Annotated in this window: 18 protein-coding genes; 1 reads left to right on the plus strand and 17 read right to left on the minus strand. The window is 71.6% G+C overall.

All coding sequences use genetic code 11. The features are described from left to right. Nucleotides 1-121: 121 nt before the first annotated feature. From AB0F70_RS18130 to AB0F70_RS18150, 5 genes are all read right to left on the minus strand, one after another. Entirely contained in the window at nucleotides 122-874 is a 753-nt protein-coding gene (locus tag AB0F70_RS18130; RefSeq protein ID WP_357451061.1) for a haloacid dehalogenase-like hydrolase, read from the minus strand. Then, nucleotides 871-2,388: a helix-turn-helix transcriptional regulator gene (locus tag AB0F70_RS18135; protein ID WP_357451064.1), complete on the minus strand. Its 1,518-nt coding sequence runs from the start codon at nucleotides 2,386-2,388 to the stop codon at nucleotides 871-873. The genes AB0F70_RS18130 and AB0F70_RS18135 overlap by 4 nt, the downstream gene beginning before the upstream one ends. A gap of 402 nt (nucleotides 2,389-2,790) precedes the next feature. Next, the gene (locus AB0F70_RS18140; protein ID WP_357451154.1) at nucleotides 2,791-4,074 is read right to left on the minus strand and encodes a M18 family aminopeptidase; all 1,284 of its coding nucleotides are present in this window, start codon (nucleotides 4,072-4,074) and stop codon (nucleotides 2,791-2,793) included. Between the two features lie 135 nt (nucleotides 4,075-4,209). Then, nucleotides 4,210-5,919, minus strand: coding sequence for a hypothetical protein (locus AB0F70_RS18145; RefSeq protein ID WP_357451067.1), 1,710 nt, complete (start codon nucleotides 5,917-5,919; stop codon nucleotides 4,210-4,212). Continuing rightward, nucleotides 5,916-6,518, minus strand: coding sequence for a sigma-70 family RNA polymerase sigma factor (locus AB0F70_RS18150; protein WP_357451070.1), 603 nt, complete (start codon nucleotides 6,516-6,518; stop codon nucleotides 5,916-5,918). Before AB0F70_RS18150 ends, AB0F70_RS18145 begins: the two co-directional genes overlap by 4 nt. A 114-nt stretch (nucleotides 6,519-6,632) precedes the next feature. Here AB0F70_RS18150 and AB0F70_RS18155 point away from each other — a divergent pair, with 114 nt between their 5' ends. Further along, complete coding sequence (locus AB0F70_RS18155; protein WP_357451073.1) at nucleotides 6,633-7,892, plus strand: oxygenase MpaB family protein; 1,260 nt, start codon at nucleotides 6,633-6,635, stop codon at nucleotides 7,890-7,892. Nucleotides 7,893-7,908: 16 nt separating this feature from the next. On the opposite strand, the gene AB0F70_RS18160 is transcribed toward AB0F70_RS18155, so the two are convergent. The 12 genes from AB0F70_RS18160 to AB0F70_RS18215 all read right to left on the minus strand — a co-directional run bounded on the left by AB0F70_RS18160 (nucleotide 7,909) and on the right by AB0F70_RS18215 (nucleotide 22,973). Then, nucleotides 7,909-8,955 carry a hypothetical protein gene (locus AB0F70_RS18160; protein ID WP_357451076.1) on the minus strand — a complete coding sequence of 349 codons (1,047 nt, stop codon included), beginning with the start codon at nucleotides 8,953-8,955 and terminating at the stop codon, nucleotides 7,909-7,911. Further along, nucleotides 8,952-9,503, minus strand: a complete 552-nt coding sequence (locus AB0F70_RS18165) for a sigma-70 family RNA polymerase sigma factor (protein WP_357451079.1) — start codon at nucleotides 9,501-9,503, stop codon at nucleotides 8,952-8,954. The genes AB0F70_RS18160 and AB0F70_RS18165 overlap by 4 nt, the downstream gene beginning before the upstream one ends. A gap of 150 nt (nucleotides 9,504-9,653) precedes the next feature. After that, complete coding sequence (locus AB0F70_RS18170; protein WP_357451082.1) at nucleotides 9,654-10,190, minus strand: peptidoglycan-binding domain-containing protein; 537 nt, start codon at nucleotides 10,188-10,190, stop codon at nucleotides 9,654-9,656. Between the two features lie 188 nt (nucleotides 10,191-10,378). Beyond that, entirely contained in the window at nucleotides 10,379-12,118 is a 1,740-nt protein-coding gene (locus AB0F70_RS18175; RefSeq protein WP_357451085.1) for a hypothetical protein, read from the minus strand. Then, nucleotides 12,115-12,693 (minus strand): sigma-70 family RNA polymerase sigma factor, encoded by a 579-nt coding sequence (locus AB0F70_RS18180; protein WP_357451088.1) that lies wholly within the window; start codon nucleotides 12,691-12,693, stop codon nucleotides 12,115-12,117. The genes AB0F70_RS18175 and AB0F70_RS18180 overlap by 4 nt, the downstream gene beginning before the upstream one ends. Before the next feature lie 89 nt (nucleotides 12,694-12,782). Next, complete coding sequence (locus AB0F70_RS18185; RefSeq protein WP_357451091.1) at nucleotides 12,783-14,558, minus strand: SigE family RNA polymerase sigma factor; 1,776 nt, start codon at nucleotides 14,556-14,558, stop codon at nucleotides 12,783-12,785. A 107-nt stretch (nucleotides 14,559-14,665) separates the two neighbouring features. Beyond that, nucleotides 14,666-16,468: a SigE family RNA polymerase sigma factor gene (locus tag AB0F70_RS18190; RefSeq protein ID WP_357451094.1), complete on the minus strand. Its 1,803-nt coding sequence runs from the start codon at nucleotides 16,466-16,468 to the stop codon at nucleotides 14,666-14,668. A gap of 186 nt (nucleotides 16,469-16,654) precedes the next feature. Then, the gene (locus AB0F70_RS18195; RefSeq protein ID WP_357451097.1) at nucleotides 16,655-17,830 is read right to left on the minus strand and encodes a uroporphyrinogen-III synthase; all 1,176 of its coding nucleotides are present in this window, start codon (nucleotides 17,828-17,830) and stop codon (nucleotides 16,655-16,657) included. Beyond that, nucleotides 17,799-18,599 (minus strand): uroporphyrinogen-III C-methyltransferase, encoded by an 801-nt coding sequence (cobA, locus tag AB0F70_RS18200; protein WP_357451100.1) that lies wholly within the window; start codon nucleotides 18,597-18,599, stop codon nucleotides 17,799-17,801. The genes AB0F70_RS18195 and cobA overlap by 32 nt, the downstream gene beginning before the upstream one ends. 35 nt (nucleotides 18,600-18,634) lie before the next feature. Next, nucleotides 18,635-19,075: a nitrite reductase small subunit NirD gene (nirD, locus tag AB0F70_RS18205; protein WP_357451103.1), complete on the minus strand. Its 441-nt coding sequence runs from the start codon at nucleotides 19,073-19,075 to the stop codon at nucleotides 18,635-18,637. Then, on the minus strand, nucleotides 19,072-21,663 hold the full coding sequence (nirB, locus tag AB0F70_RS18210; protein WP_357451106.1) for a nitrite reductase large subunit NirB: 2,592 nt from the start codon (nucleotides 21,661-21,663) through the stop codon (nucleotides 19,072-19,074). The genes nirD and nirB overlap by 4 nt, the downstream gene beginning before the upstream one ends. 104 nt (nucleotides 21,664-21,767) lie before the next feature. Further along, nucleotides 21,768-22,973, minus strand: coding sequence for a Fic family protein (locus AB0F70_RS18215; protein ID WP_357451109.1), 1,206 nt, complete (start codon nucleotides 22,971-22,973; stop codon nucleotides 21,768-21,770). Nucleotides 22,974-23,042 lie beyond the last annotated feature (69 nt).

Here is a 23,042-nt window from a genome sequence, read left to right on the forward strand (position 1 = left end):
TGTTGCCCTGCACGGGGTTGACCCGTACAAGGCCTAATGCGTCCCACCGGCAACGTCGATGGCGGGAAGAAGCCAGAGTCTACCCACATGTGACGCCAGTCACTATGTCGACAGTGGTCGCCTATCGAGACCCCGTACCGGTCGTGAGCTCGCGGATCTCCTGGAGCAGCCGCGCGGCGTCCGTGAGGTCCGGCAGCACGACGTCGGCGCCCGCCTCGACGAGCCGGTCCACGGACGTCGTGCCAGATGCCACGGCGATCACACGCGCGCCGCCCTCGAGCCCCGTGCGCACGTCCTCCAGCGAGTCCCCGACGATCACCGTGTTGCCGACGTCGAAAACGTTGCCGTATCGCTCTCTCGCGCGGCTCTGTGCGACCGCGACGAGGGCCGGCCGGTGCGCGTCGTCGGACGAGAAGCCGCCCACCGCGGCGTCCACGTACCGGTCCATGCCGAAGACCCGCAGCTTGATCAGGGCGTTCGCCTCAAGATTGCCCGTCAGGACCGTGGACACCAGGCCGGGCTCCGCCGCGACCGCCTTGAGCGCCTGCATGGCCCCGGGCAGGACGGAACCGAGGTTGCGCACGTCCTCGGTGTGCGCCGCGAAGCGCAGGGGCACCGCCTCGAGCATCCGCGGCAGCAGGGCCTCCACCTCCTGCGCGCTGACCCCGTTGTCCGCCAGGAGCCCGCGGATCGCCAGCGGCATCGTCACTCCTGTGCCCTTCGCCGGGAGGCGTTCGGCGGGTCGACCCACGACCTCGGCGAACGCCTCCCGGTATGCGGTCCGGTCCACCTCCCCGACGTAGACGAGCGTCCGATCGATGTCCCAGAGCACCAGGGCCCTGGCATCACCGCTGGGGGTGACCGGAGCGGTCACGACGCGAGTGCCGCGATCCGCTCGGTCAGCACCCGGGCGTTCACCCCGGACCGGCGCGACGAACCGCCACGGCGGAGGTCCTCCGACAGGTCACGCAGGTGCTCCCGCAGCCGTGCGGACTGCACGGTCTCCGCGATGCTCACCGCCTCGTCGCCGGTGGCGCACGCGGCGTCCAGGTCGCCCGCCCTGGCGTGGGCCTGAGCCGCCCGGCTCAGGAACAGCCCGTGCGTGCGGCGCTCCCCCGCGCGCTCGGCCTGGATCGCGTGCCCGAAGCTCTCGACGGCGCGCGCCGTGTTGCCGAGGGCCAGGTGCGCCGAGCCGGACTGCCCGTGGATCTCGCCCTCGTTCATCCAGTACAGCCAGTGCGGGTCGTCCTCGCCGCGCCCGCGGGCGCACAGCTCCGAGGCCTCGCCGAGGGCACGGCGTGCCGCCTCGCCCTCGCCGGCCGCGGCATGACCGCGGGCCTGCCTGGTCAGCAGCGTGGCCGCCAGGTGGGGTGCGTCGAGGCGGGCGATCCGACGCCGGCCGGCCTCCGCGGCGCGGACCGCGTCGCGCGGGTCGCCGCTGGAGTAGCCGTGGATCGCGAGGTAGGACAGTGCACCCGCGCCGAGCCGGTCGTCAGCGGCGGCGTGCGCGGCTCGCAGGCCGGCCAGCATGTAGGCGCGTGCCGTGTCCGTGCGGCCGGCGTCGAACGCGAACCAGCCTGCCTGCGTCGCGGTGTCCGCCGCGACGGCGGCGAGCTTGCGGCCCGTGACCTCGTCGTACGTGCTGCGCTCCAGGACGCGGACCACCAGGGCGAGGTGGGCGCGGGCCAGGTCTGCCACCGCCCCGCTGCCCGAGCCCTTGTCCATGACGCGCAGCTCGTCGAGCGTGCCCTGCAGGTGGCCGCAGAGCTCGAGCGAGACGCGGGTGCCCGTGGTCGCGCGGCGCAGCGGCTCGGCCTGCTCGACGTCCCAGCTCTGGATCATCGAGTTCAGCGCGATGCCGGACGCCGGACGCGGCGAGTCGGTCCCGGCCGCGTCGCTCATCGCCGTGGCCGAGACGGGGCCGTTGGCGTCCGTCGGCAGCCAGTCCGCCGTGTTGTCGGCGACGTGCGCCAGGCGGAGTGCGGTGAGCATGCGGTCCGCCGTCCACGGCAGCACCGGGTCGGGAGCCGTCGGCGTCACCGGCTCCGGCGCCGCTACTGCCTGGCCGGACGCGGCGGTGCGTGCGGTAGCAGCGGCGTCGGGCAGCGGGCTGATCCCCGGAAGGGGGAGCCGGACCAGGTCCGGTGGCGTGCCCAGGCCCGTGAGGAACTGGACGACGCGGGAGACGTCGGTGAGGCGGCGGTCACCGCACTCGAGCATCGACAGGTAGGACTGGCTCAGCCCGGTCAGGGCCGCCACATCCTCCTGACGAAGCGGGACGAGCTGCCGCACCATGCGGCTGACCTGTCCGAAGTCCCAGTCTGCCAGCGCTGACCGGACTGCTTCGTCCTGCCAGACCCGCGTCGGCACGCTGGGCAGTGAGACCACGGGCACTGACTCGGTGCGCCTGCACGCGGCGCAGCGAGCTTCGGAGTTGTAGCGGCTGAGTACACAACCACATCGGGCACAAGTGCGAACGGTGGCACGAGGCAACGGGGGCTCCTGGGGTCCGGCATTTCTCTTTTGCCGAGGTTACGGCTCGGATGACCACAGTGGTATCACCCCCCTGAGGTCCGTGCATCCGGACGGTACTAGGTATTTTCTTCCAGACCAACGGCCATCTAAGATCGTACGTTTTCGCAGGTCAGCCGTGGTCTTTTTTGGACAAACGTCCAACTAGCGCCCGAATTGAGTAAATTGTAGACCGGGACAGAACCAACGAAAACATGCATAAGCCCAGGTCACTCCGATTAACCACGGTAGTGCCCCGTTCCGGGAGGATTCGACGTTTCAGCGTGCGAAAACAGCCTCCATCGCACGTGCCAGGTACCACGGATCGACGACGGCGGTGAGCTCGCGCGCCGAGTGCATCGATAAAATTGCTACCCCGATGTCCACAGTTCGGATGCCCAGACGCGTCGCGGAAATCGGTCCGATCGTCGATCCGCACGGCAGAACGTTGTTGGAGACGAACTCCTGGGTGGGCACACCGGCCGTCGCGCAGGCCACGCTCCACGCCGCCGCGCCGTGCGCGTCGGTGGCATAGCGCTGGTTCGCGTTGATCTTGAGGATCGGGCCGCCGCCCGCCACCGGGCGGTTGGCCGGGTCGTGCCGCTCGGCGTAGTTCGGGTGCACCGCGTGCCCGACGTCGGACGACACGTGCAGCGACGCCGCGAACGCCCGTGCCCGGTCCTCCGCCGTGGCGCCAAGGGCTGCCGAGATGCGGTCCAGCACGTCTTCGAGGAAGGGGCCGGCGGCGCCGGAGCGGGACTCGCTACCTATCTCTTCATGGTCGAACCCCGCGAACACCTGGATCGAACCCGCCCCGCCGGTCGCCCCGAGCAGCGCCGTCAGCCCCGCGTGGGTGGAGAGCAGGTTGTCCAGCCGCGCCGACGCGAACAGGACCTCGCCCGCACCGAAGGCACGGGCCGGCTGCGTGTCGGCCAGCACCACGTCGTAGCCGCCGATGTCGGCCGGGTCGACGCCGGCGTCCGTCGCGAGCGCCGCGAGGACGTCAGCGCTCTCCGCGTCCCCCAGACCCCAGACGGGCTGTGTGTGGCGCTGCTTGTCCAGCGTGAGGCCGTTGTCGTTGACGCCGCGGTCCAGGTGGATGGCGAGCTGCGGGATGCGCAGCATCGGGCCGGTGCGTACGAGGTGCTCGGTGCCGTCGTGGGTGACGATCCGCCCGGCCAGCTCGAGCTCGCGGTCGAGCCACGAGTTGAGCAGGGGCCCGCCGTACACCTCGACGCCCACCTGCCACCAGCCGCCGGCGCCGTGCGTCGTGGGCTTTGGCTTGAGCTTGAAGCCCGTGGAGTCGGTGTGGGCGCCCACGATGGTGAACGGGGTGGTGGGGCCGGCGCCGTCGGACACGGTGAAGGCGATGACCGAGCCGTCACGGACCACTACGTAGCGTCCGCCGGGGGTCACTGCCCAGGCGGCGTCCTCCGCCACGCGGGTGAAGCCCGCCGCCTGCGCGCGCCGGGCCACCTCCTGCGCCGCGTGGTAGGACGACGGCGACGCGGCCACGAAGGTGCCGAGGTCGGCTGCGTGCTCGCGGGCCGCGTCCGGGACCACGGAGGGCTGGACGGGGTCGACGGACCGGGCGGGGGATGTCTGGGCAGTCACCGGGCCATTATGTCGCCCTGCTGATCGAGCCCTGCCGCAGGTCGGCCCCCACCGTTGCGGTGAGGGCCGACCAGCGGTGGGTGGTCAGTCGCCGGCGGAGTAGGACAGCCAGGTGCCGGCCAAGGTCATGGCGATCCGCATGCCCTGGTAGCCGTCCGCCCGCTGGGCCTCGGCCTCCGCTTCGGTGAGCAGGCCCGCGTCCACCACCTCCTGCCAGGCCTCGTCCGAGTCGGCGAACTCCTCCGTAGCGACCCGCGGCCAGACGACGGTCTCGTCGCCGGTGGCGTCGCCACCGGGGAGCTCGCCGACGACCTCGCCGCGGGTATTGGCCAGCAGGGCGACGAGCGTCCGGTAGTGCTTCGCGTCATCCTCGGGCAGGGCGAAGACCTGCTCCGGGGTCTTGGTGCCGGACAGGAGTTCCGCCTCCGACTCCTTCGCCAGCGCGATCAGCGCATCGGAGTCGCACTCCTGTGCCGCGAGCACGATGTTGCCGGCGGCTGCCGCCTGGTCGCCCCACAGGAAGTGGTCCAGGTTGAAGTGCGCCTCGTAGTGGGTCGCCGAGCAGTCGTCCGAGGGGTCGGTGTCCGGGGGTGTCGCCGGCTCGAGCGACACCCAGAGGCGCGCGACGCCGTCGGGCACGCTCGGCAGGCGGATGTCGATGGCCTCCCCCTCGGCTGCTGCCAGGGGACCGACCTCGGAACCGGACTCGTATCCGTCGCACGAGATCTGGGTGGCCCCGACCATCTTGCCGGTGGAAGGCACCACCAGCTCGATCGGGAGCAATGCCTCCGGGTCCCCGCCCGCACACTGACCGTGAACCCTCAGGTTGGTGTCGGACGCGTGGCCGCGGTACGTCATCTCCGCCGTGACCCAGTCCGTCGTGCGGTCCAGCTCGACCTGCGAGACCTGGCCCGCGGCCGGCGCCGGGAACTTCGCGGTCGACTCCCCCTGGGACTCGCCGGGGCTGTGCGCGCCGTCGGCGTCGATGCGGACCGGCACCGGCTCGCTCACCGCCGTGGCCCGCCGGCCCGAGGCGACCTCCGGGAAGACGACCACCTGCACCTCGTAGTCCCCCTCGGGCAGAGGTGCCTCGTAGACCGGGTCGATATCGGTCGGCGTCGGCGAGCACGTCGAGGCGGAGCTGCCCTCGGCCGCGATGGCTCCCTCGCCGCCGCCCAGGAGCGGCTCGGACTGCTCGCCCGGCGCACCGAAGACATCCGGCCCCAGGTCCAGCACCACGCCGTCCTGGCTCCATACCAGCACCGGTGCGACGTCGAGCTCGCCCTGCCCCGGCGTGAGCGCCGCCGCCATGCCCCACGAGGTCGTGGGTTCGCCGCCGAGATCCGCCGTCCGCCCGTAGATGGCACCGGTCGGCGCCACTGACCAGCCCTGCGCCGTGGACCTCAGGTCAGCCACCGGCATGCCGCAGGTCAGGTCGCTCCAGGCGAGCCATGGCGGCTGGTAGCCGTCCTTGACCTCGAAGTCCGGCGCGGACACCTGCACGGACGAGGAGCCGCCCGGCAGGAGCTCGGCCTGGTCCGGGGGTGCGAGCTGCCCCGCCCCGAGCACCAGCGCGCCCGCCAGGGCAAGAGCGCCACCGCCGAGCCCGCCCAGCTTCGCCGTCCGACGCCGTCGCACCCGCTTGCTCATCACCGACATCGCCGCGGCAGGGCCCGTGGGGGACGCCGGGTCCACCCCGCCCGCCATCGCGCCGAACGTCTGCTTCAGGAGATCGGCCTCCGCCGGATCCTCCCAGCCGTGGTCCTGGCTTCGGCCGTCGTCGTGCTGGTTCATCGCAATGCTCCTTCTGCCGTGGCCGATCCAGCGGCCGATCCAGCCGGTTCAAGCACGTCCCGCAGGACGTGCAGCGCGTCATGGAGGTGGCGCTTGACGGTGCCCGGCGCGTTCCCGAGCGTCTCCGCCACCTGGTTGATCGTCATGTCCTCGAAGTAGCGCAGCACCACGCACGCCCGCTGCCGGGGCGAGAGTCGCGAGAGCGCCAGCACCACGTCGGCCCGGGCGGTGATGCCCGAGTCGGGAAACCGCACCCGGTCGTCGGTGGCGATCCGCGGCTCGATGTCCGCCCACTTCTTCCGGCGGCGCCAGCCGTCCAGGTACAGGTTCAGCACCATGCGGCGCACGTACGCCTCGGCGAACTCCACGGCCTGCCGCTGGGGCCGGTCCTGCTGCCCGTCCAGCGGCACCGCGTGCATTCCCGACGCCGGAGCGCCACGCCGACCGCCCGGCCGCACCAGGCGGGAGCAGTACTTGACCAACGCCTCCTGCACCAGGTCCTCGGCCTGCCGCACATCGCCGCACAACGTGTACGCGTACCCGACGAGCACGCTGCCGCGTTGTGCGGCGAGCGTCTCCAGGTCTTCGTGCCAGCCCATTGCCGGCTCCTTCCTGCTGTCCTGACCGTATCGACGAACCAACCCGGCATGAGGTTGGGGCAGTTCGACATCGGATTCCTGTCGGTGCGCGAGCAGGCGGGTCAGGATAGGTAGATGGCCAGCACCACCGACGACGTCGGGCAGCCCACCGCGTCCTACCCGCTCCGGTTCCGCTCCGCCGAGACGCGCGGCACCCGGATCGGCCGGCCGCTGCGGCTGTTCGCGCGGGTGCGCGGCGTCGACGAGGCGCTGTTGGACCGGATAGGCCGCGCCTTCCTCGAGCAGGACGACGCCGGGGCGGCGCTCGCAGCGGCGATGCGGCTCCCCGCAAGGGCTCCGGGGAGGGTGACCCACGCGCAGCTCCGGGCAGCGCTCGCAGGGGACGGTGCGGGCGCCGCGATCGGCAGCCCCCTAGCCCTGCGCCAGCTCCTCGACGAGGTCACAGCCGTGCCCGGCTGGGTCGACTGGGACCTCGTCGAGGAGGGAGCAGCCGTACAGCGGCGGCTCGGGCAGAACTCGAACGACGTGCTGCTCCAGCTCTCCCTCGTCGGCGGGTACCGGTTCGGCGGCCCTACCGACCTGCTCGCAGCGACCGGCGCCTTGACCGGTGAGGCGCTGAGCCGGCTCCGGGAGACGCAGGAATGGACGGCCGGGCTGTCCGAACCCGGAGCGCTGCGGCCGTACGCCCCCGCCTGGCGGGCCACCGTGCACGTCCGCGTGATGCACGCCCTGGTGAACGCGTCCTTCGCGGAGCCGGGCCAGCAGGGCAGGCAGGACCGGCAGGACCGTTGGGACACCGCGCGCTGGGGCCTGCCGATCAACCAGGCGGACCAGGCAGCGACGCTCGGGCTGTTCGACGGCACCCTGATCCTCGGGTGCCGGGCGCTCGGGGTACCCGTCCCGCCGTCGGACAGCCGGGCCCTGATGCACCTGTGGAGATGGGTGGGACACCTGCTGGGCGTGCACCCGGACTTCCTGGTCGACGGCGAGTGGGAGCGGCACCGCCTCAACTACCACGTGCTGCTCGCCCAGGCCGGGATCTCCGAGGCAGGGCCGCGCCTCGCCCGGGCGGTGGTGGCCGCGCAGGCCGAGCGGACGTACCGCGGGCCGTCCTGGTGGCAGCCGTTCCGGGCTGGGTTCGAGCGCGAGCGACTGCTGTCGATGCTGACGGCGTTCCTCGGGGTGCGCAGCATGCGCGAGCTCGGCCTGCCGCTGCGTCCGCCGTGGGCGCACGCGTACCTGCTGCCGCTCAACACGTGGCGGTACCGCGTACTGGGCCGCACCCGGCGGGACCGGGAACGTCTCGACCGCTGGGGCCGACGCCGGAGCGACGCGATCCTGGCGAGCTACGGGTCAGGCCCCCCGACCACCTGAGGGCCTGACCCGCTGGTCAGGGCAGGGTGACCGGGTAGGGCGTGCTGTAGGCGAGCTCAAAGGTGTCGTTGTCGACCAGCCGGTAGGGCGCCGCGTACACCACCTCGTACTCGCCCGCCGGCAACGGAGTCAGGTACTCCTCCGGGAAGACGTCGACCCGCTCGCCGCACGTCGAGACGTCGTCGAGCGCCAACGAATGGCTGGTCGCGACCTGCCAGGTCTGGCCGGGCGAAGTCGCCTCGTACGTGACGGAGTTGCCCTTCTCGTCCTCACGCTGCTCGGTGGCGCCCCACCAGGCCACGTCCCGCTGACCCCAGCTGTTGCTCACCAGGCGGCCGTGCTGGAAGAGCAGGTACTCCGGCTCACCGCCGACTGCTAGCTCGTACGAGTCGCCCGCCACCTCGGTGATCGTGAACCCGGACGTGACCCGCAGGTCCGCCGGCGAGTCGTTCGGCTCCAGCGTGAACCGCACGGGCTCCGTGGGCAGGTCCCCGATCGGCACTCCGCACCCGATCGGCGGGGCCTCGAGTACCCACGACAGGTAGCCCTCGTCGAAGGGTTCGAACGGCGGCCACGCGATCTCCGGTGCCTCCGGTTCCTCGGACCCGTCCGCCCCCGGATCAGTCGCCACCGCCGACGCGCCGGCATCCGGCACCGGCTCCACCACCGGGGCGCCCGACGGCGACGGGCTCGGCGACGCCGACGGGCTGCTGGACGGCTTCGGCGACATGCGCGTCGTCGGGATCTCCGACGGCACCGGACCGAGGTCGCTGGCGTGCACGGTGGGCCGGCCGGGCAGCGGCTCAGCCCGGGTCCACGTCGAGGCCTGCGCCGCGCTGAAGGCGAGCGCGCCGACGACGGCCGCCGTGCTCAACCCGACCACGCCGGCCTTCGCGATGCGCCAGGTCCGCACCCGGCGCCGCAGGAACCCGAGGTTCTGCTCCGGGGTGCTGGGCACTCCGGGGGGTGTGGCGCCGTCGACGAGCGCGCCGATGGTCTGCCGCAGGACATCCGCGCCAGGACCGAGGTCGTCGCCGGACCCGAGATCGTCGTGCTCGTTCACAGGAGCCCTCCTTCCGGCACGAGGACGCCCCGCAGGGCGCGGATCCCGTCGGCCAGGTGTCGCTTGATTGTGCCCTGCGAGATGCCCAGCGTGGTCGCGATCTGAGGCACGGTCAGGTCGTCGTAGAAGCGGAGCACCACGCACGCACGCTGGCGCGGGCTCAGGCCGCGCAGCGCGGCGGTCACGTCGGCGCGGGCGGTGATGTCCGACGCCGGGGCCTTCACCTCGTCCGCCGTCGCCACCTTGGGCCGTGCCTTGTGCCAGAGCGCGAACCGCCGGGTCTCGTCGAGGTAGAGGTTGAGCATCGTCCGGCGGACGTATGCCTCGATGCCCGCGTGGCTCCCGCCGTCGTGCAGGGGAAACTCCGTGTAGCCCTCTGTGCCCGCCGCCTCGGGGCGGCGGAACCGCCGGAAGACGCGGACCAGGGCGTCCTGCACCAGGTCCTCCGCCTTGCGTACGTCACCGGTCAGCGCGTACCCGTAGCCCACGAGGGCCCGCCCCCGGCTCTTGACGAGCTCGGTGAGCTCGTCGTCCCAACGACTGGTCATCACGCGTTCCTGCCTCGATCCCCTTGGATCGCCTGCCTCATCACATGCCCATCCCCTCGCCGGCGGCCCTGTGCCCCGCTCCTACCTACATACGAGCGGGGCACAGGAAACGTTGGGACGGCGAGCGATCCAATGAGGACGGCGGCGAACCTAGAAATCGACCAGCCTGATGGGGTCGACGCATCCGCCGCCGTTGACGACGTGCCAGGCGAGAGCGTCTCGCGTCTGGGGCCCATATTCGCCGTCAGCGGTGATTCCCTCTTCGACCTGGGCGCGCCACAAGGCGCCCTCGGTCCGATCGCCGAAGATGCCGTCCGGGACGAGGTTCTCGCCGTAGCACCTGTTGAGGGTTCGCTGAAGGCTCTCCACCGAGTCGCGTCGAGACAGGCCTTTGACCAGGTAGCAGTCCGACGACGAGACGTCAGGGATGTGCAGGATCCAGGTGACGCTGATGTTCGGGCCATAGTTCCCGGTGCCCGTGCACCATGTCACCGGCGTGCTGTTCTTCGCCTCGGCCGTATCGACCGCACCAGCCCGAGGCGTCGGAAGCTCCACCGCACCTGCCTGGGGCACCGTCAGGGCGAAAGCACCAAGCGCCAGGGCCAGCGCCGAGAACCCCGACATCGCCCTTGAGAACTTCCCCATCTTTCCCCAATTCGCCTGAGGTGTGATGGACGAGAAGAGCATCACTGGCGTCGCACCCCGCTCAGCCGTTCCAGATCCTACTGAGCCAGACAAACAGGTCAAGGGCCCGTTCGACCCTTCCCGTAAATATCACCCTCTGCAAGCGACCCCGTGTCAGCCGGCCCTGTCCCCCGCTCTCACCTCCGTGCGAGCGGGGACACAGGAAACGCTGGGACACGATCCGGGCTGGATCAGGGGGTTGGGGAGTAGTACCTCCAGGCGCCGGACTCGTCGATGGCGATGCGCATCCCGGTGTAGCCCATCAGCTCGTCGGCGCGCTGGGCGTCAGCCTGCTCCTGGGTAGCCAGGCCCGCGTCCACCACCTCCTGCCACGCCTCGTCGGAGTCGCGGAACTCCTCGGCGACGACCCGCGGCCAGACGACCGTCTGGTTGCCCGCGTCCCCGCCGTTGAACGCGCCGCCGGTGCCGGTCAGCAGGGCGACCAGCGTGCGGTAGTGCTGCAGGTCGCCCTCCGGCAGGGCGAAGACCTCCTCGGCGGGCTCTCCGGTGACCATCAGCTCCGTGGGGTACTGCGTGGCCAGCTCGACCATCCGGTCGGAGTCGCAGGCCAGGGCTGCTTCGACGATCGCCTGTGCGGTCGCGCTCGCGCCCGCACTCGGTGAGCGGCTCGGGTCGTACGCCGAGGTGAGGCCGCCGGCCGAGCACGGGGCCGCGGAGTCGCCGCCGTCGCGCGGCGGGGCGAGGACCGCCCAGAGGCGGGCGACGCCGTCAGGGACGTTCGTCAGGCGGACGTCCACGGACTCCTCGGCACCGCCGACCACCGGATCCGACTCGAACGTCGAACCGTCGCACGGCACCTCGCCGGTCCCGAACACCCCGCTCGATGGTGTGTACAGCTCGTACGTCACCGTGTCCGCCGGATTGGTGCTCTCGCACTCCGCGGTGACCGACGGTGTGCCGGTCGTCTCGTACCCGCGCCGGGTCAGCTCCGCGGTGACCCAGTCGGTACTCCGGTCGAGCACGAACCGGGAGAGCTCGCCCTCGGCGGGCTCCGGCGGCTCGATCGTCGCGCTACCGCCGCGCGTCCCCGTCGCGGTGTGCGCGCCGGCGGCGTCGAGGCGGACAGCGACCGGTTGGCTCACCACCGTCGCCCACTGGCCGGGGGCGACCTCCGGAAGGGCGACCACCCGCACCTCGTAGCTCCCCTCAGGAAGACGCGTCGCGAAGATGTCCTCCGTCTCCGTCTCGGTGGGCGCACACGTGGTGAACGCGGCCCCCTGAGCCTCGACGGCGCCGTCAGCGGACCCAAGAAGTGGTTCGATCTGACCCTGCGCCCCGAAGACGTTCGTGCCGAAGTCCACCACCACGCCGTCCTGGCTCCAGACGAGGATCGGGGATACGTCGAGCGATCCTTCGCCCGCGGAGTAGGTCGCCGGCATACCCCAGGCCGTCGAGGGCATACCCCCTAGATCCGAGGTCAGCCCGTAGATGTCACCCGCCGACGCCACCGACCAGCCGGCCGCCGTCGTCTCCATGTCCGCCACCGGCATGCCGCACTCCAGCCCGGCACCCAGGTCCCGGATCCAGGGAGGTTGGTACCCGTCCCGGATGACGCCCGCGGCCGTTGGCCCTGACGGGATCGGGTCCGGCACCTGCGTCGCGGCCGTGGGCCCCGACGAGTCCGGGGACACGAACGCGCTCTGGGACTGCCCCGGAAGCACCTGATCGTCGCTCCTCAGCAGCGGCGTCTGGGTCGCGCCGAAGGCGATCCCGCCCACCAGCACGAGGCTGACGCCGGCGAGGCTGCCGATCTTGGCGGCGCGACGGCGCCGCACGCGGTCACGCACCACTCCGAATGAGATGTGCAGGTCGTCCACCTCCCCACCGGGGATCTTGTCGGCGGCGCCACGGAGCGCGCCGCTCAGGAAGTCGTTGTCGTCGTTCCAGCTGTCGTTCTGGTCGATGTTCATCGGGCAGCCCTCCCTTCGGCAGGTCGGAAGTCGTCGGGGCGCAGGTACTCCTGCATGTTCTTGGTGGCATCAGACAGGTACCGCTTGACAGTTCCCTGAGCGGTACCCAGGACGTCCGCGATCTGCGGCACGGTCAGATCCTCGAAATAGCGGAGCACCACACAGGCCCGCTCGCGAGCGCCGAGCCGCGCGAGCGCCGCCATGACGTCGATGCGCGCCGAGGCGGCCTGGTCGGCACCACGGGTGCTGGGGTCGTCGGCCAGGAGGTGCTTGATCCCCGTCCAGCGCTGCCGCTTGCGGTAGCCGTCCAGGTAGATGGTGAGCACCGCCCGTCGCACGTAGCCCTCGGCGTTCGTGAACGGGGAGTCGAGGTCGTGCGCCCGGCTTCCCTCGGTCACCCCCACCGCACCGGAGACGGCGGGCCGGCCACGGAGCCGCGAGTAGACCTTGACCAGTGCGTCCTGCACCAGGTCCTCGGCGAGCGCGCGGTCGCCCGAGAGCATGTAGGCGTAGCGGACAAGTGCACTGCCGCGCACTCGCATGAGTTCATCGAGCTCGCTCTCCCACCCCGCCATGGCCACCACCCCGGTGCGTATGTGCTGTCATCGTCTCCACACCCACCATGACGCGCCGCGAGAGGGTTTCGTTGGTCGTCCGCCGGCGGTCAGTTCCCAGGGAAGTACGAGTACCCCAGGCCTGCCGACACGAGCTGCCGCGCGCCGCCCGAACCCGGGTCGAGCTCGGTGAGCGCGTACAGGTCGTACATCCCTGCCGGTAGCCCGGCCTCCGGGTCCGTGAGGCACGTCCGGTCGGGCTCGACCGGCACGACGACGGAGGTCAGGCCGTTCGCGCCGACCTGCAGATTCTCCACGGGTTCGGACCAGACGTCGCGGCCGACGCCGATCACGCGCCCCTCGGCGAGCCAGACGAGCGTGATCGGCGTCCGGGTCCTGTCGACGGCCTTGCCCTCGGTCTCGGTGAACGTGACCGCCACCTCGTCACCGATCTCACCACCGTCCAGGTCGGTCGTGACCTCCAGCGTCAGGCCGGAGCGCTGCGAGGACACCGTCCAGGCGCCCGGGATGTCCGACACGTGGGCCCCGCAGGCCAGCCGTGTTCCCTCCAGCCATGTCGGCTGGTTGCCGTCCTGGATGCCGACGCTCAGCGGCGGCAGGTCCGGCACCTCGAGCGCGGGGACCTCCATGGTGACCGGGTCGCTCATGGCCAGGCCGGTCGCGCCTTCCCCGTCGCTCCACCACATCACCGCGTACACGTCGTACGTGCCGGCCGGTCGCTGGTCCAGGTAGTTCTCGCCCTGGTCCGAGACCGTCCACGCACCGCACGCGGTTGCGGCGCCCGCCTCGGCGACGCCGACCGCGGACTCGCCGGCACCGGGCAGCATGTACCCGCCCTCGTTCCAGCCCCCGCCGATGTCGGTCACCAGGCCGTTCTGCGCGAAGACCAGCCGCGGGTACCCACCGTCGAGAGCCGGACCTCCGGCGTCGGGCCGAGAGATCCTGATGGGCGCCGCCAGATAGTCGTCGGGGAGCTCGTCGCCACCAGGCACGAGCTCGACGTCGCCGGTCAGCTCCAGGCCCACGGCGTCCGACGACGAGATCAGGTCCGTCACCTCCATACCGCAGTGGAACTGCTCTCCCTGGTCCTGCCAGCCGCCGGGTACCCAACCGCCGACCGGCACGCTCGACACCGCGGGGCTCGGCGTGGCCGGCGGTACCGGCTCCGACAGGAGACGGGCGGGCCACCACAGCGCGGCGACGGCCAACAGGCCCGCCACCACCAGCGTGGCCCCACCGAGGGCGCCGACCTTGACGGCGCGACGGCGTCGGACCGAACCCGACACAGCGCCCAGCCGTTCCTCGAACGAGGTCTCCATCTCCGGCACGTTCATCTCCGCGAGCGACGTACGCAGCAGCTCCATCGCGTTGGACAGGTGCCGCTTGACGGTGCCGGGGCTCGTCCCGAGCGTCTGCGCGATCTGGGGCACCGTCATGTCCTCGAAGAACCGCAGCACCACCGACTCGCGCTGCCGCGGCGACAGCCGCGCGAGCGCCAGGCCGACGTCGACCCTTGCTGTCGCGGCGCGCTCCGCCGGGGGTGCGGAGGCGTCCTCGGCGAGCAGGTGCTTGATGCCTGCCCAGCTGCTCTGCCGCCGGTAGCCGTCCAGGTAGATGGTCAGGATCGCACGCCGCACGTAGGCCTCCGCGTTGGTCAGGCGCGGCTCGTCCTGGTCCAGGCGCATGCTCTTTCCGCCGTCGCCCCCGTCCGTCGGGCGGCGCAGGCGCGAGAACACCTTGACCAGTGCGTCCTGCACCAGGTCCTCCGCTCGCGGCACGTCACGCGTCAGCGTGTACGCGTAACCGATCAGCGCTCGGCTGCGCCGTGCCATGAGCTCTTCGAGCTCGATCTCCCACTGCGCCATGTCGGACGCCCCCTCTCCCTCTTCATGCTCCCTGACGGGTGGCGGCGGCAAAACGATGACGGGGGCGGCGAGAAAGGTCCTCGGGCCGCCCGCTGGGCCGGGCGCGGCTAGTCACAGCCCACGGCGTCCGGGCGCAGGCAGTAGTCGTCGTCCCCCTTGTAGAAGGACTCCCAGCGGGGGCTGTACATGGCGCTGATGTGAAGCCGCCAGCCCGTGTACCTGCCGGCCGCCCGGTCCTCGGCGGCCTGCTCCGGGGTGATCGCTCCCGCGTCGATCGCCTCCTGCCAGGCCGCGTCGTCGTCGCCCCACCTGCGGATCTGGGCCACGCGGGGCCAGGTCCACTCCTTGCTGTCGATCCGGACCGGCCGGGTCTCGGTCAGGAGCCGGGCGACCGTGCCGTACGGGGTCCGCCCGTCGGCCTCGGGAAGGGCGAAGACGTCGTTCGCGGTCGGCGAGCCGGGCTCCGTGAAGGGCACCATCGACGCCCCTCCGCCGAGCTCGGCGATCCGGCCCTCGTTGCAGGTCGTCGCCGCCTCGAGCAGCTGGTTGGCGACTGCCCGCACCGGCTCCTCCAGGTTGGGCGCCTGCATGTCCTGACCGGCAGACGCGGCACCGCTGCAGTCGCCCGACGGCGCGGCGAAGGTCGGCGCCGGGGGTGCACCGGACTCCAGGTCCACGGTGATCGGGGCGCTGATGTGCAGGGCAACTTCGCTGGACGCCCCGCTGCCGCTGACGCCGTCCAGCACCACGCGCAGCTCGTAGTGGGCGCCGGGCCGCACGTTGTCGTACTGCTCAGGGAAGCTGCCGTCCTGGAGGGTGTCGGCACGGCAGGCCGACGAGCTGCCCGCGAGCGCCGACCCGCTCCAGGAGCCCGTCTCGGACAGTGCCCGAGAGACGTCCGCGTCGGACTCGGCCCAGGCGGTGGTGAGGTCGACGATGCGTCCGTCATGGGCCCACACGATCACCGGGGTGGTGATGAAGTACGAACGGTCTGCCACGCCTTCGGGTACCGCTCCCTCGACCGTCACCGGGAGCGCCCAGGAGCTGGTCTCACCCCGAGCCTCGGTCGTGAGGTCACCGGTGATCTCGACGTCGAAGGTGCCGGCGTCGAGCGCGTCGAACTCCTCGACCGGCATGCCGCAGTACACGCCCGCTTCGCGCGGCCAGTTGCCCGGCATGTGCCCCTGCGTGTACTCGACCTGGTCGTCCGCCGGCAGCGGCTCCGACCGGATGAACGGCTTGATCGCGTAGGCGCTCCAGGCGAGCGCAACGGCCAGGACCATCGTCGCCCCGGCCAACGCACCGACCTTCACGGTCCGACGGCGGCGCACCGCACCCGCCACCGTTCCCACCCGTTCGTCCAGGTCCGTGTCCATGGCTGGTACCGAGACCTCGGCCAGGGCTTCGCGGAGCACCGCCGTCGCGTCGAACAGGTGCCGCTTGACGGTGCCCTGGGTCGTGCCGAGCGCCGCGGCGATCTGCGGCACGGTCAGGTCGTCGAAGAAGCGCATGACCACCGTCTCGCGCTGCCGGGGCGAGAGCCGCTTCAACGCCACGCCGACGTCGACCCGGGCCGTGGCGACGCGGTCCGCCCCTGGGGCGTCGGTGTCGTCGGCCAGGAGGTGCTTGAAGCCGGACCAGGCGCTCCTCCGGCGGTAGCCGTCCAGGTAGATCGTCAGGATCGCCCGCCGGACGTACCCCTCGGGGTTGGACGTCTCCGGCCGGTCCAGGTCGAGCCGCGTCGCGCCACCGGACGACGGCCGGCGAAGCCGGGAGTAGACCTTGACCAGAGCGTCCTGCACCAGGTCCTCGGCCTGCGCCTTGTCCCGGGTCAGCGAGTACGCGTAACCCACCAGCGCACCGCTGCGCCGCATCACGAGCTCGGTGAGCTCCGCCTCCCACTGCGCCATGTCCGACGCTCCTCTCGTTCCGCTGCCAGTAACGGACGGAGGCCGGGAACCGTTGAGCCCGTACGTCGACGGAACCGATGATTCCCCAATTTGGGCGACGGGAAGCGCCGCGCCCCCCTTCGAGGTCTAGGTTTCTCCGCTCTGAACCGATTCAGAAGGGAGAAACCTAGACCTCGAAGGAGGGCGTCAGGCCAGCTCGATGCGGTAGCCCCGCTTGACCACCGTGCGGATCAGGTCGCGGCGGCCCGCCGCCTCGCGGAGGCGCGCGATCGCGACCTCGGCGGCATGTGTGTCCTGCGAGTCGCCCGGCAGCGCGGCGAGCACCTGCTCGCGCGGTACGACGTCGCCCTCGGCCGCGGCGAGCAGCCGCAGCACCGCGACACCCGTCGGCGACAGGGGCAGCACCTTTCCGTCCAGCACCGCGACGCGGGCCCGGATCACCAGCGATCCGGCGATCGTGCCCAGTGCCACGGAGTCGATGTGCTCGTAGTGCCCGACCAGCGCGCGGACGAGTGCCCCGAGCCGCCCGCGCTCGGGCTGCAGGGGCACTATCCCCCGGCTCTCCAGCGGCTTCGCCGTCACGGGCCCGACGGCGGCCGCGACGGTCCCGCCGTCGACGAACCGGGCGCGTACCCGATCGAGCAGCCGCTCCTCCTCGACGGTCCGGAGCCAGGCCTCGGCGCCGGGGGCAGAGGTGAAGACGACGGCGTCGATCTCGCCGTCGGCCAGTGCGTGCACCGAGGCGCGCAGCGCCGCCGGATCGGGCGCCGGTCCCCACCGGTAGACCACGAGGCTGGCGACCTGCGCGCCGGCCTTCTCGAACACCTCGTCCAGGCCGTCGGCGCCCGCGCCGTGGTGCTGGATGGCGATGCGCAGACCCTGCACACCCTCGCTGAGCAGCACCTCCGCCACCTCGGCGGACGTCTCGGACTCGGCGACCCAGTCCGCCTGCAGGCCGGCGGCCTGGATGGCGCCGCGGGCCTTGGGGCCGCGCGCGACGATCCGGGTCCTGGCGAGCAGCTCGAGGAGCGGCTCGGCGAGACCGTGCGCGTCGGCCGCCTCGACCCAGGCACGGAAGCCGATCCCGGTGGTGACCACCAGGACGTCCGGCGGGGCCGAGATGATGGCGCGGGTCGCACCGATCAGGGTCTCGTCGTCGACGTGCGGGATCATGCTCAGCGCCGGCGCGTGCCGGATCGTGGCGCCACGCCGCTCCAGGGCCGCCGCGAGCTCGGCGGCCCGGCGTTCGGCGGTGACGAGGACCGTCGCCCCGGCCATGACCTGGCCCAGCGTCGGGTGGGTCGCCTGCGCGTGCGCGGGCGCCACGACATCAGACACCGGCACCTGCCAGACGTCGCTCACTCGTACCCTCCAGGAGACCTTCTGCTGCCACGTGGCCTATGACGACGACCGCGGGTGACCGCACCCCGCGAACCGCTGCCACGCCTGCCGCCTCGTCGAGGCGCGCCCTGGTGACACGCTGTTCCGCGGTGGAACCGTTCTCCACGATCGCCACCGGGGTTGCGGGATCTGCGCCTGCGGCCAGGGACTGCGCCACTATCGCGCCGAGGGACCGCACCCCCATCAGTACTACAAGAGTAGCCGTGGCATCGCGCACGCAGGCCACGGCCGCGTCGTCGAGCGGTCCGGACCGTTCCGACGCACCGTCCGGCCCGGCGGCGCAGTGGCCGGAGACCACGTGAAAGCCCGTGGTGACCCCACGGTGGGTGAGCGGGATACCGGCCAGGCCGGGCACGGCGACGGCGGACGTCACACCGGGCACCACCTCGACCGGCACGCCGGCGGCCACGCACGCGATGACCTCCTCGCCGCCCCTGCCCAGCACGAACGGGTCGCCACCCTTGAGCCGCACCACGTGTGCGCCCGCCAGCGCGTGTTCCACGAGGATCTCGTTGATGCGGTCCTGCGGCACGGGGTGCCGGCCGGGCTCCTTGCCGACGTCGACCACGCGGACGTGCGGCGGGAGCTCGGCGAGGATCTCGACCGGACCCAACCGGTCCGCGACCACGACGTCCGCCGACTGCAGCGCACGCCACGCCCGCAGGGTCAGGAGATCCACGGCCCCGGGCCCGCCCCCGACGAGCGTCACCCGCCCCAACTTGTCAGACACACGGGTCACCGGAGTGACCTGTGCTTCTGACAAGGTCACGGGAGGCCCACGTGGACCACGCCGTCGCGGACCTCTACCGGGTAGGTCACGAGGTCCGGCGACAGGTCACCCTTGGGAGTCTTGTCCGCCGCGGCGAGGCACTCGCCGGTGACCAGGGAGAACACCTGCTTGTAGACCGGGGCGGCCACGGTGGGCACGCCGGCCCGCGTGCCCACGATCCCGCGGGACATCACGTGCGCCGCGGAGAACGGGTCGAGGTTCTGGACGGCGTACACCCGCCCGCCCTGCGCCGGGTCGGCCGGGTCCTCCGCGAGGCGGAAGAGCGCCACCTGCACGTCACCGAAGAGCGCTGCCGCGCCGCGCTCGGGAAAGAGGTCGGTGAGCAGGCAGGCCCGCTCCCACCGGGCGACCGCCGAGTTGTCAGACTCCCAGGTCACTCCGGTGACCTCTACTTCTGACACGTCGTTGACGCTCATGCTCGTACCTCCAGCTTCGGGCCCGCGATGACGACGCCGGTCGCGCGCTCCTCCGCCGTCGCGGGGCGGCGCTGGCCGCGCTCCTCGACGTAGGCGAGCGACGGGTCGGCGTCCTTGGGGGCGTTGACGAACGACGAGAACCGGCGCAGCTTCTCCGGGTCCTCCAGCACGGCCTTCCACTCGTCCTCGTAGTTCTCGACGTGGCGGGCCATGGCGGAGTCCAGGTCGGCGCAGATGCCGAGCGAGTCCTCCATGATCACCTCGCGCACACCCTCCAGGCCGCCCTCGACCTCCTCGATCCACGGCGCGGTGCGCTGCAGGCGGTCGGCCGTCCGGACGTAGTACATGAGGAAGCGGTCGATGGTCCGCAGCAGCTCCTCGGAGGTCAGGTCCTCCGCGAGCAGCTTCGCGTGCCGCGGCGTCTGGCCGCCGTTGCCGCCCACGTAGATGTTCCAGCCCTTGTCCGTGGCGATGACGCCCACGTCCTTGCCGCGCGCCTCTGCGCACTCGCGGGCGCAGCCCGATACGCCCATCTTGAGCTTGTGCGGCGAGCGCAGGCCGCGGTAGCGCAGCTCCAGCTCGACGGCCATGCCTACCGAGTCCTGGACGCCGTAGCGGCACCACGTGGAGCCGACGCACGACTTCACGGTGCGCAGCGACTTGCCGTAGGCGTGCCCCGACTCGAAGCCGGCGTCGACCAGGCGGCGCCAGATGTCCGGGAGCTGCTCGACGCGGGCGCCGAACATGTCGATGCGCTGGCCGCCCGTGATCTTCGTGTACAGCCCGAAGTCCTTGGCGACCTGGCCCACGGTGATGAGGCCCTCGGGGGTCACCTCGCCGCCGGGCATCCGTGGGACCACCGAGTACGTGCCGTCCTTCTGCAGGTTGGCGAGCATGTGGTCGTTGGTGTCCTGCAGTGTGGACTGCTCGCCGGACAGGATGTGGCCGTTGCCGAGGCTTGCCAGGATCGACGCGACGACCGGCTTGCAGATGTCGCAGCCGCGGCTGTCCGGCTGCCCGAACCGGGCGACGATGTCGCTGAACGAGTGCAGGTCGGCGACCCGGACGGCGTCGAACAGCTGGGCGCGGGACAGGTCGAAGTGCTCGCACAGCGCGGTACTGACCTCGATGCCCGCGCGCTCCAGCTCGGTGTCGACAAGCTTCTTCACGAGCGGCAGGCACGCGCCGCAGGTGGTGCCGGCCCGCGTGCAGGCCTTCACGCCCGGGACGTCGGTGCACTGGTGCTCGGTGACCGCGCCCCGGATGGCTCCGGCGGAGACGTTGTTGCAGGAGCAGACGTTCGCCTCGTCCGGCAGCTCCAGGTTCGGGGCGCCGCCACCCTCGGGGAGGAGGAACGCGCTCGGGTCGTTTCCGGGCAGCTCCGCGCCGAGCATCGGGCGCAGGCTGGCGTACGGTCCGGCGTCGCCCACGAAGACGCCGCCCAGGAGGGTGCGGGCGTCGTCGGACAGGACAAGCTTCTTGTAGACGCCGGCCACCGGGTCGGCCCAGACGACCTCGACGGCGTCCTCGGTGCGGGCGTGCGCGTCGCCGAACGACGCGACGTCGACGCCCGAGAGCTTGAGCTTGGTCGCGGTGTCGGCGCCGGGGAACTCGGCGAGGCCGCCGAGCAGCCGGTCCACGACCACCTCGGCCATCGTGTTGCCGGGCGCGACGAGGCCGATGCAGCGGCCCTCGATGCAGGCCACCTCGCCCACTGCCCAGATGTGCGGGTCCTCGGTGCGGCACGAGAGGTCGACGACGGCGCCGCCGCGCTCGCCTACCGGCAGGCCCGCGGCGCGGGCGAGCTCGTCCCGGGGGCGAACGCCGGTGGCGACCACCACGACGTCGACATCGAGCCGGCCGCCGTCGGCGAAGTCGAGCCGGCCGACGTGGCCGGTGCGGCGGTGCGGCTTCATCTGGCTGGTCGCGGTCTCGGCGCGGACGCCGATGCCCTTGCCGTTGATGAGGCGCTTGAGCGCCTGGCCGCCGCCGAGGTCGACCTGCACGCCCATCAGGTGGGTGCCGAACTCGATGACGGTGGCCTGCGCGTCCAGCGCGGTGAGCGCGCCGGCTGCCTCCAGGCCGAGCAGGCCGCCACCGATCACGGCGCCGCGGACCGGCTTGCCCTCGGGGTAGCTCTTGCGCTTCTGCTCCACCCAGCCGCGCAGCGCGGCGACGTCGTCGATGGTGCGGTACACGAAGACGCCCGGCAGGTCGTTGCCCGGGATGGGCGGCATCGCGGCGCTGGAGCCGGTGGCGAGCACGAGCTCGTCGTACGCGTGGACGTTGCCGAGGCGGTCGGTGACCGTCTTGGCCTCGCGGTCGATGGAGTCGATCTTGCGGTCGGTGTGCAGGGTGACGTAGGGGTCCGCCCACAGGGCCGGGTCGCCCAGGGCCACGCCCTCGGCGCCGTCCTCGAACCAGCGGGTCAGACCTACCCGGTCGTAGGGCACGCGGGGCTCTTCCGCGAAGACGGTGACGTGGTAGCGACCGGCGTCGTCCCGGGCGCGCAGGGCCTCGACGAGCCGCTGCGCGACCATGCCGCCGCCGATCACGACGAGGTGCTGAGTATTGCCCGAGTTGACCATGACTTGACCGTAGGGTGCTGGCTTTTCGCGCTGGTGCGCCGGTCGTTACCCGGGCCGAACATCTTCCTCACAGAGCCGGGAGGGGGCCGGTGAGTGCAGTCGGGTCAGGCGCGGATCAGGCTCTGCGCGAAGTGGTCCAGGACTCCGAGGATGCCCGGGTGCTGCCAGACCCGGTTACGGCGCAGGCCGGTTCGCTCCTCCAGGACGCCGGCGTCGGCCAGCTGGCCGAGCGCATTCTGTGCGCTCTGGCCCCCCATGCCTACCTGGGCAGACAGATAGCTCGCATTGAGCACCGGGTGAGAGAGCAGGTGCGGAAGCACCTTCCACGCCGAAGCCTGAGGACGCAGTCCCGTCATACGGTCTCGAGACTGCTCGAGCTGTGCCGCGAGGTCGTCGATCAAGCGTGCCCCCGCGGTCGCGGCGAACCGCGAAGCGGCGGAGAACTGCTCGACGATCGGCCGCGCATTCCCGTCGCGGTAGGCCGTGAGCGCTTGGAAGTACCGATCGGTGTCCTTCAGCAGACCCGCCGATACCGGCGCCGTCGTGCTCGTCACCAGCCGCTTGGCGCGCAACATCGCGTGCACGAGCGCACGCCCCGTCCTGCCGTTCCCGTCCGAGAACGGGTGGATGTTCTCGAACTGCGCGTGCGCCACGGCAGCCTGAACGACGACGGGGAGGTCGTCCCTGCGGACGAAGGCCATCAGGTCCTCCATCGCCCCCGGTACGAGCGCTGCCTGCGGTGCCACGTGGGACGCTCCGCGAGGACTCACGGAACTCGTCCCGATCCACACCAGCTGGTCGCGCCACTGGCCGGCGTGCTCCTCCCAGCCTCGCTGGCCCGACAACAGCGCCCGGTGCATCTCCAGCACGGCGGCGGAGTCGAGACTGTCCGCCAGGTCGAGCGCCGCTTCCATGGCGCGGACGTTCGCGACCACGGTCCGTGCGTTGTCCGACGTCGACTGGTCGATCTCGGCCAGCGCGAGCTGCCTTGCGCCCACTGTCAGGTCCTCGATCTGCGAGGACGACGTGGACTCGGTCCGAAGCAGGATGGAACTCATCGGCCCCAGAGACGGGCTCGACTCCCCGAGGACTGCGCGGGCGTAGTCGTCGAACCTGCTCAGCGCGGCAGCCGCTTCCTCCGTGTCAGCCGCGAGGTCAGCGGCGACGTCGGGCGCCCAGTCCGCGATCTGCGGCGGGACCGTCGAGCGATACGGTCCGGAAGCCTCCGCCATCCGCGCACGACTCGTCATGCCGTCGGGCTCGGCCACCCAGTATTCGTCCTCGTGCTGGAACACAGGAACTTGGAGCATGCACCCCACGCTAATCCAAGTTTCGGCGAAACTTGGATTAACGGGCCTTGCCTATTCCAAGTTTCGCGC

The organism is Promicromonospora sp. NPDC023805 (assembly GCF_040639635.1).
Lineage (GTDB): Bacteria > Actinomycetota > Actinomycetes > Actinomycetales > Cellulomonadaceae > Promicromonospora.

Bases quoted from the DNA above. Each gene is read 5' to 3' on its own strand.
- nirB (WP_357451106.1), bottom strand. From the start codon at position 21,663: ATGGTCAACTCGGGCAATACTCAGCACCTCGTCGTGATCGGCGGCGGC.
- AB0F70_RS18145 (WP_357451067.1), bottom strand. From the start codon at position 5,919: ATGAACCAGCACGACGACGGCCGAAGCCAGGACCACGGCTGGGAGGAT.
- AB0F70_RS18170 (WP_357451082.1), bottom strand. From the start codon at position 10,190: ATGCTCTTCTCGTCCATCACACCTCAGGCGAATTGGGGAAAGATGGGG.
- AB0F70_RS18180 (WP_357451088.1), bottom strand. From the start codon at position 12,693: ATGGCGGGGTGGGAGAGCGAGCTCGATGAACTCATGCGAGTGCGCGGC.
- AB0F70_RS18150 (WP_357451070.1), bottom strand. From the start codon at position 6,518: ATGGGCTGGCACGAAGACCTGGAGACGCTCGCCGCACAACGCGGCAGC.
- AB0F70_RS18165 (WP_357451079.1), bottom strand. From the start codon at position 9,503: ATGACCAGTCGTTGGGACGACGAGCTCACCGAGCTCGTCAAGAGCCGG.
- nirD (WP_357451103.1), bottom strand. From the start codon at position 19,075: ATGAGCGTCAACGACGTGTCAGAAGTAGAGGTCACCGGAGTGACCTGG.
- AB0F70_RS18215 (WP_357451109.1), bottom strand. From the start codon at position 22,973: ATGCTCCAAGTTCCTGTGTTCCAGCACGAGGACGAATACTGGGTGGCC.
- AB0F70_RS18155 (WP_357451073.1), top strand. From the start codon at position 6,633: ATGGCCAGCACCACCGACGACGTCGGGCAGCCCACCGCGTCCTACCCG.
- AB0F70_RS18175 (WP_357451085.1), bottom strand. From the start codon at position 12,118: ATGAACATCGACCAGAACGACAGCTGGAACGACGACAACGACTTCCTG.
- AB0F70_RS18185 (WP_357451091.1), bottom strand. From the start codon at position 14,558: ATGGCGCAGTGGGAGATCGAGCTCGAAGAGCTCATGGCACGGCGCAGC.
- AB0F70_RS18190 (WP_357451094.1), bottom strand. From the start codon at position 16,468: ATGGCGCAGTGGGAGGCGGAGCTCACCGAGCTCGTGATGCGGCGCAGC.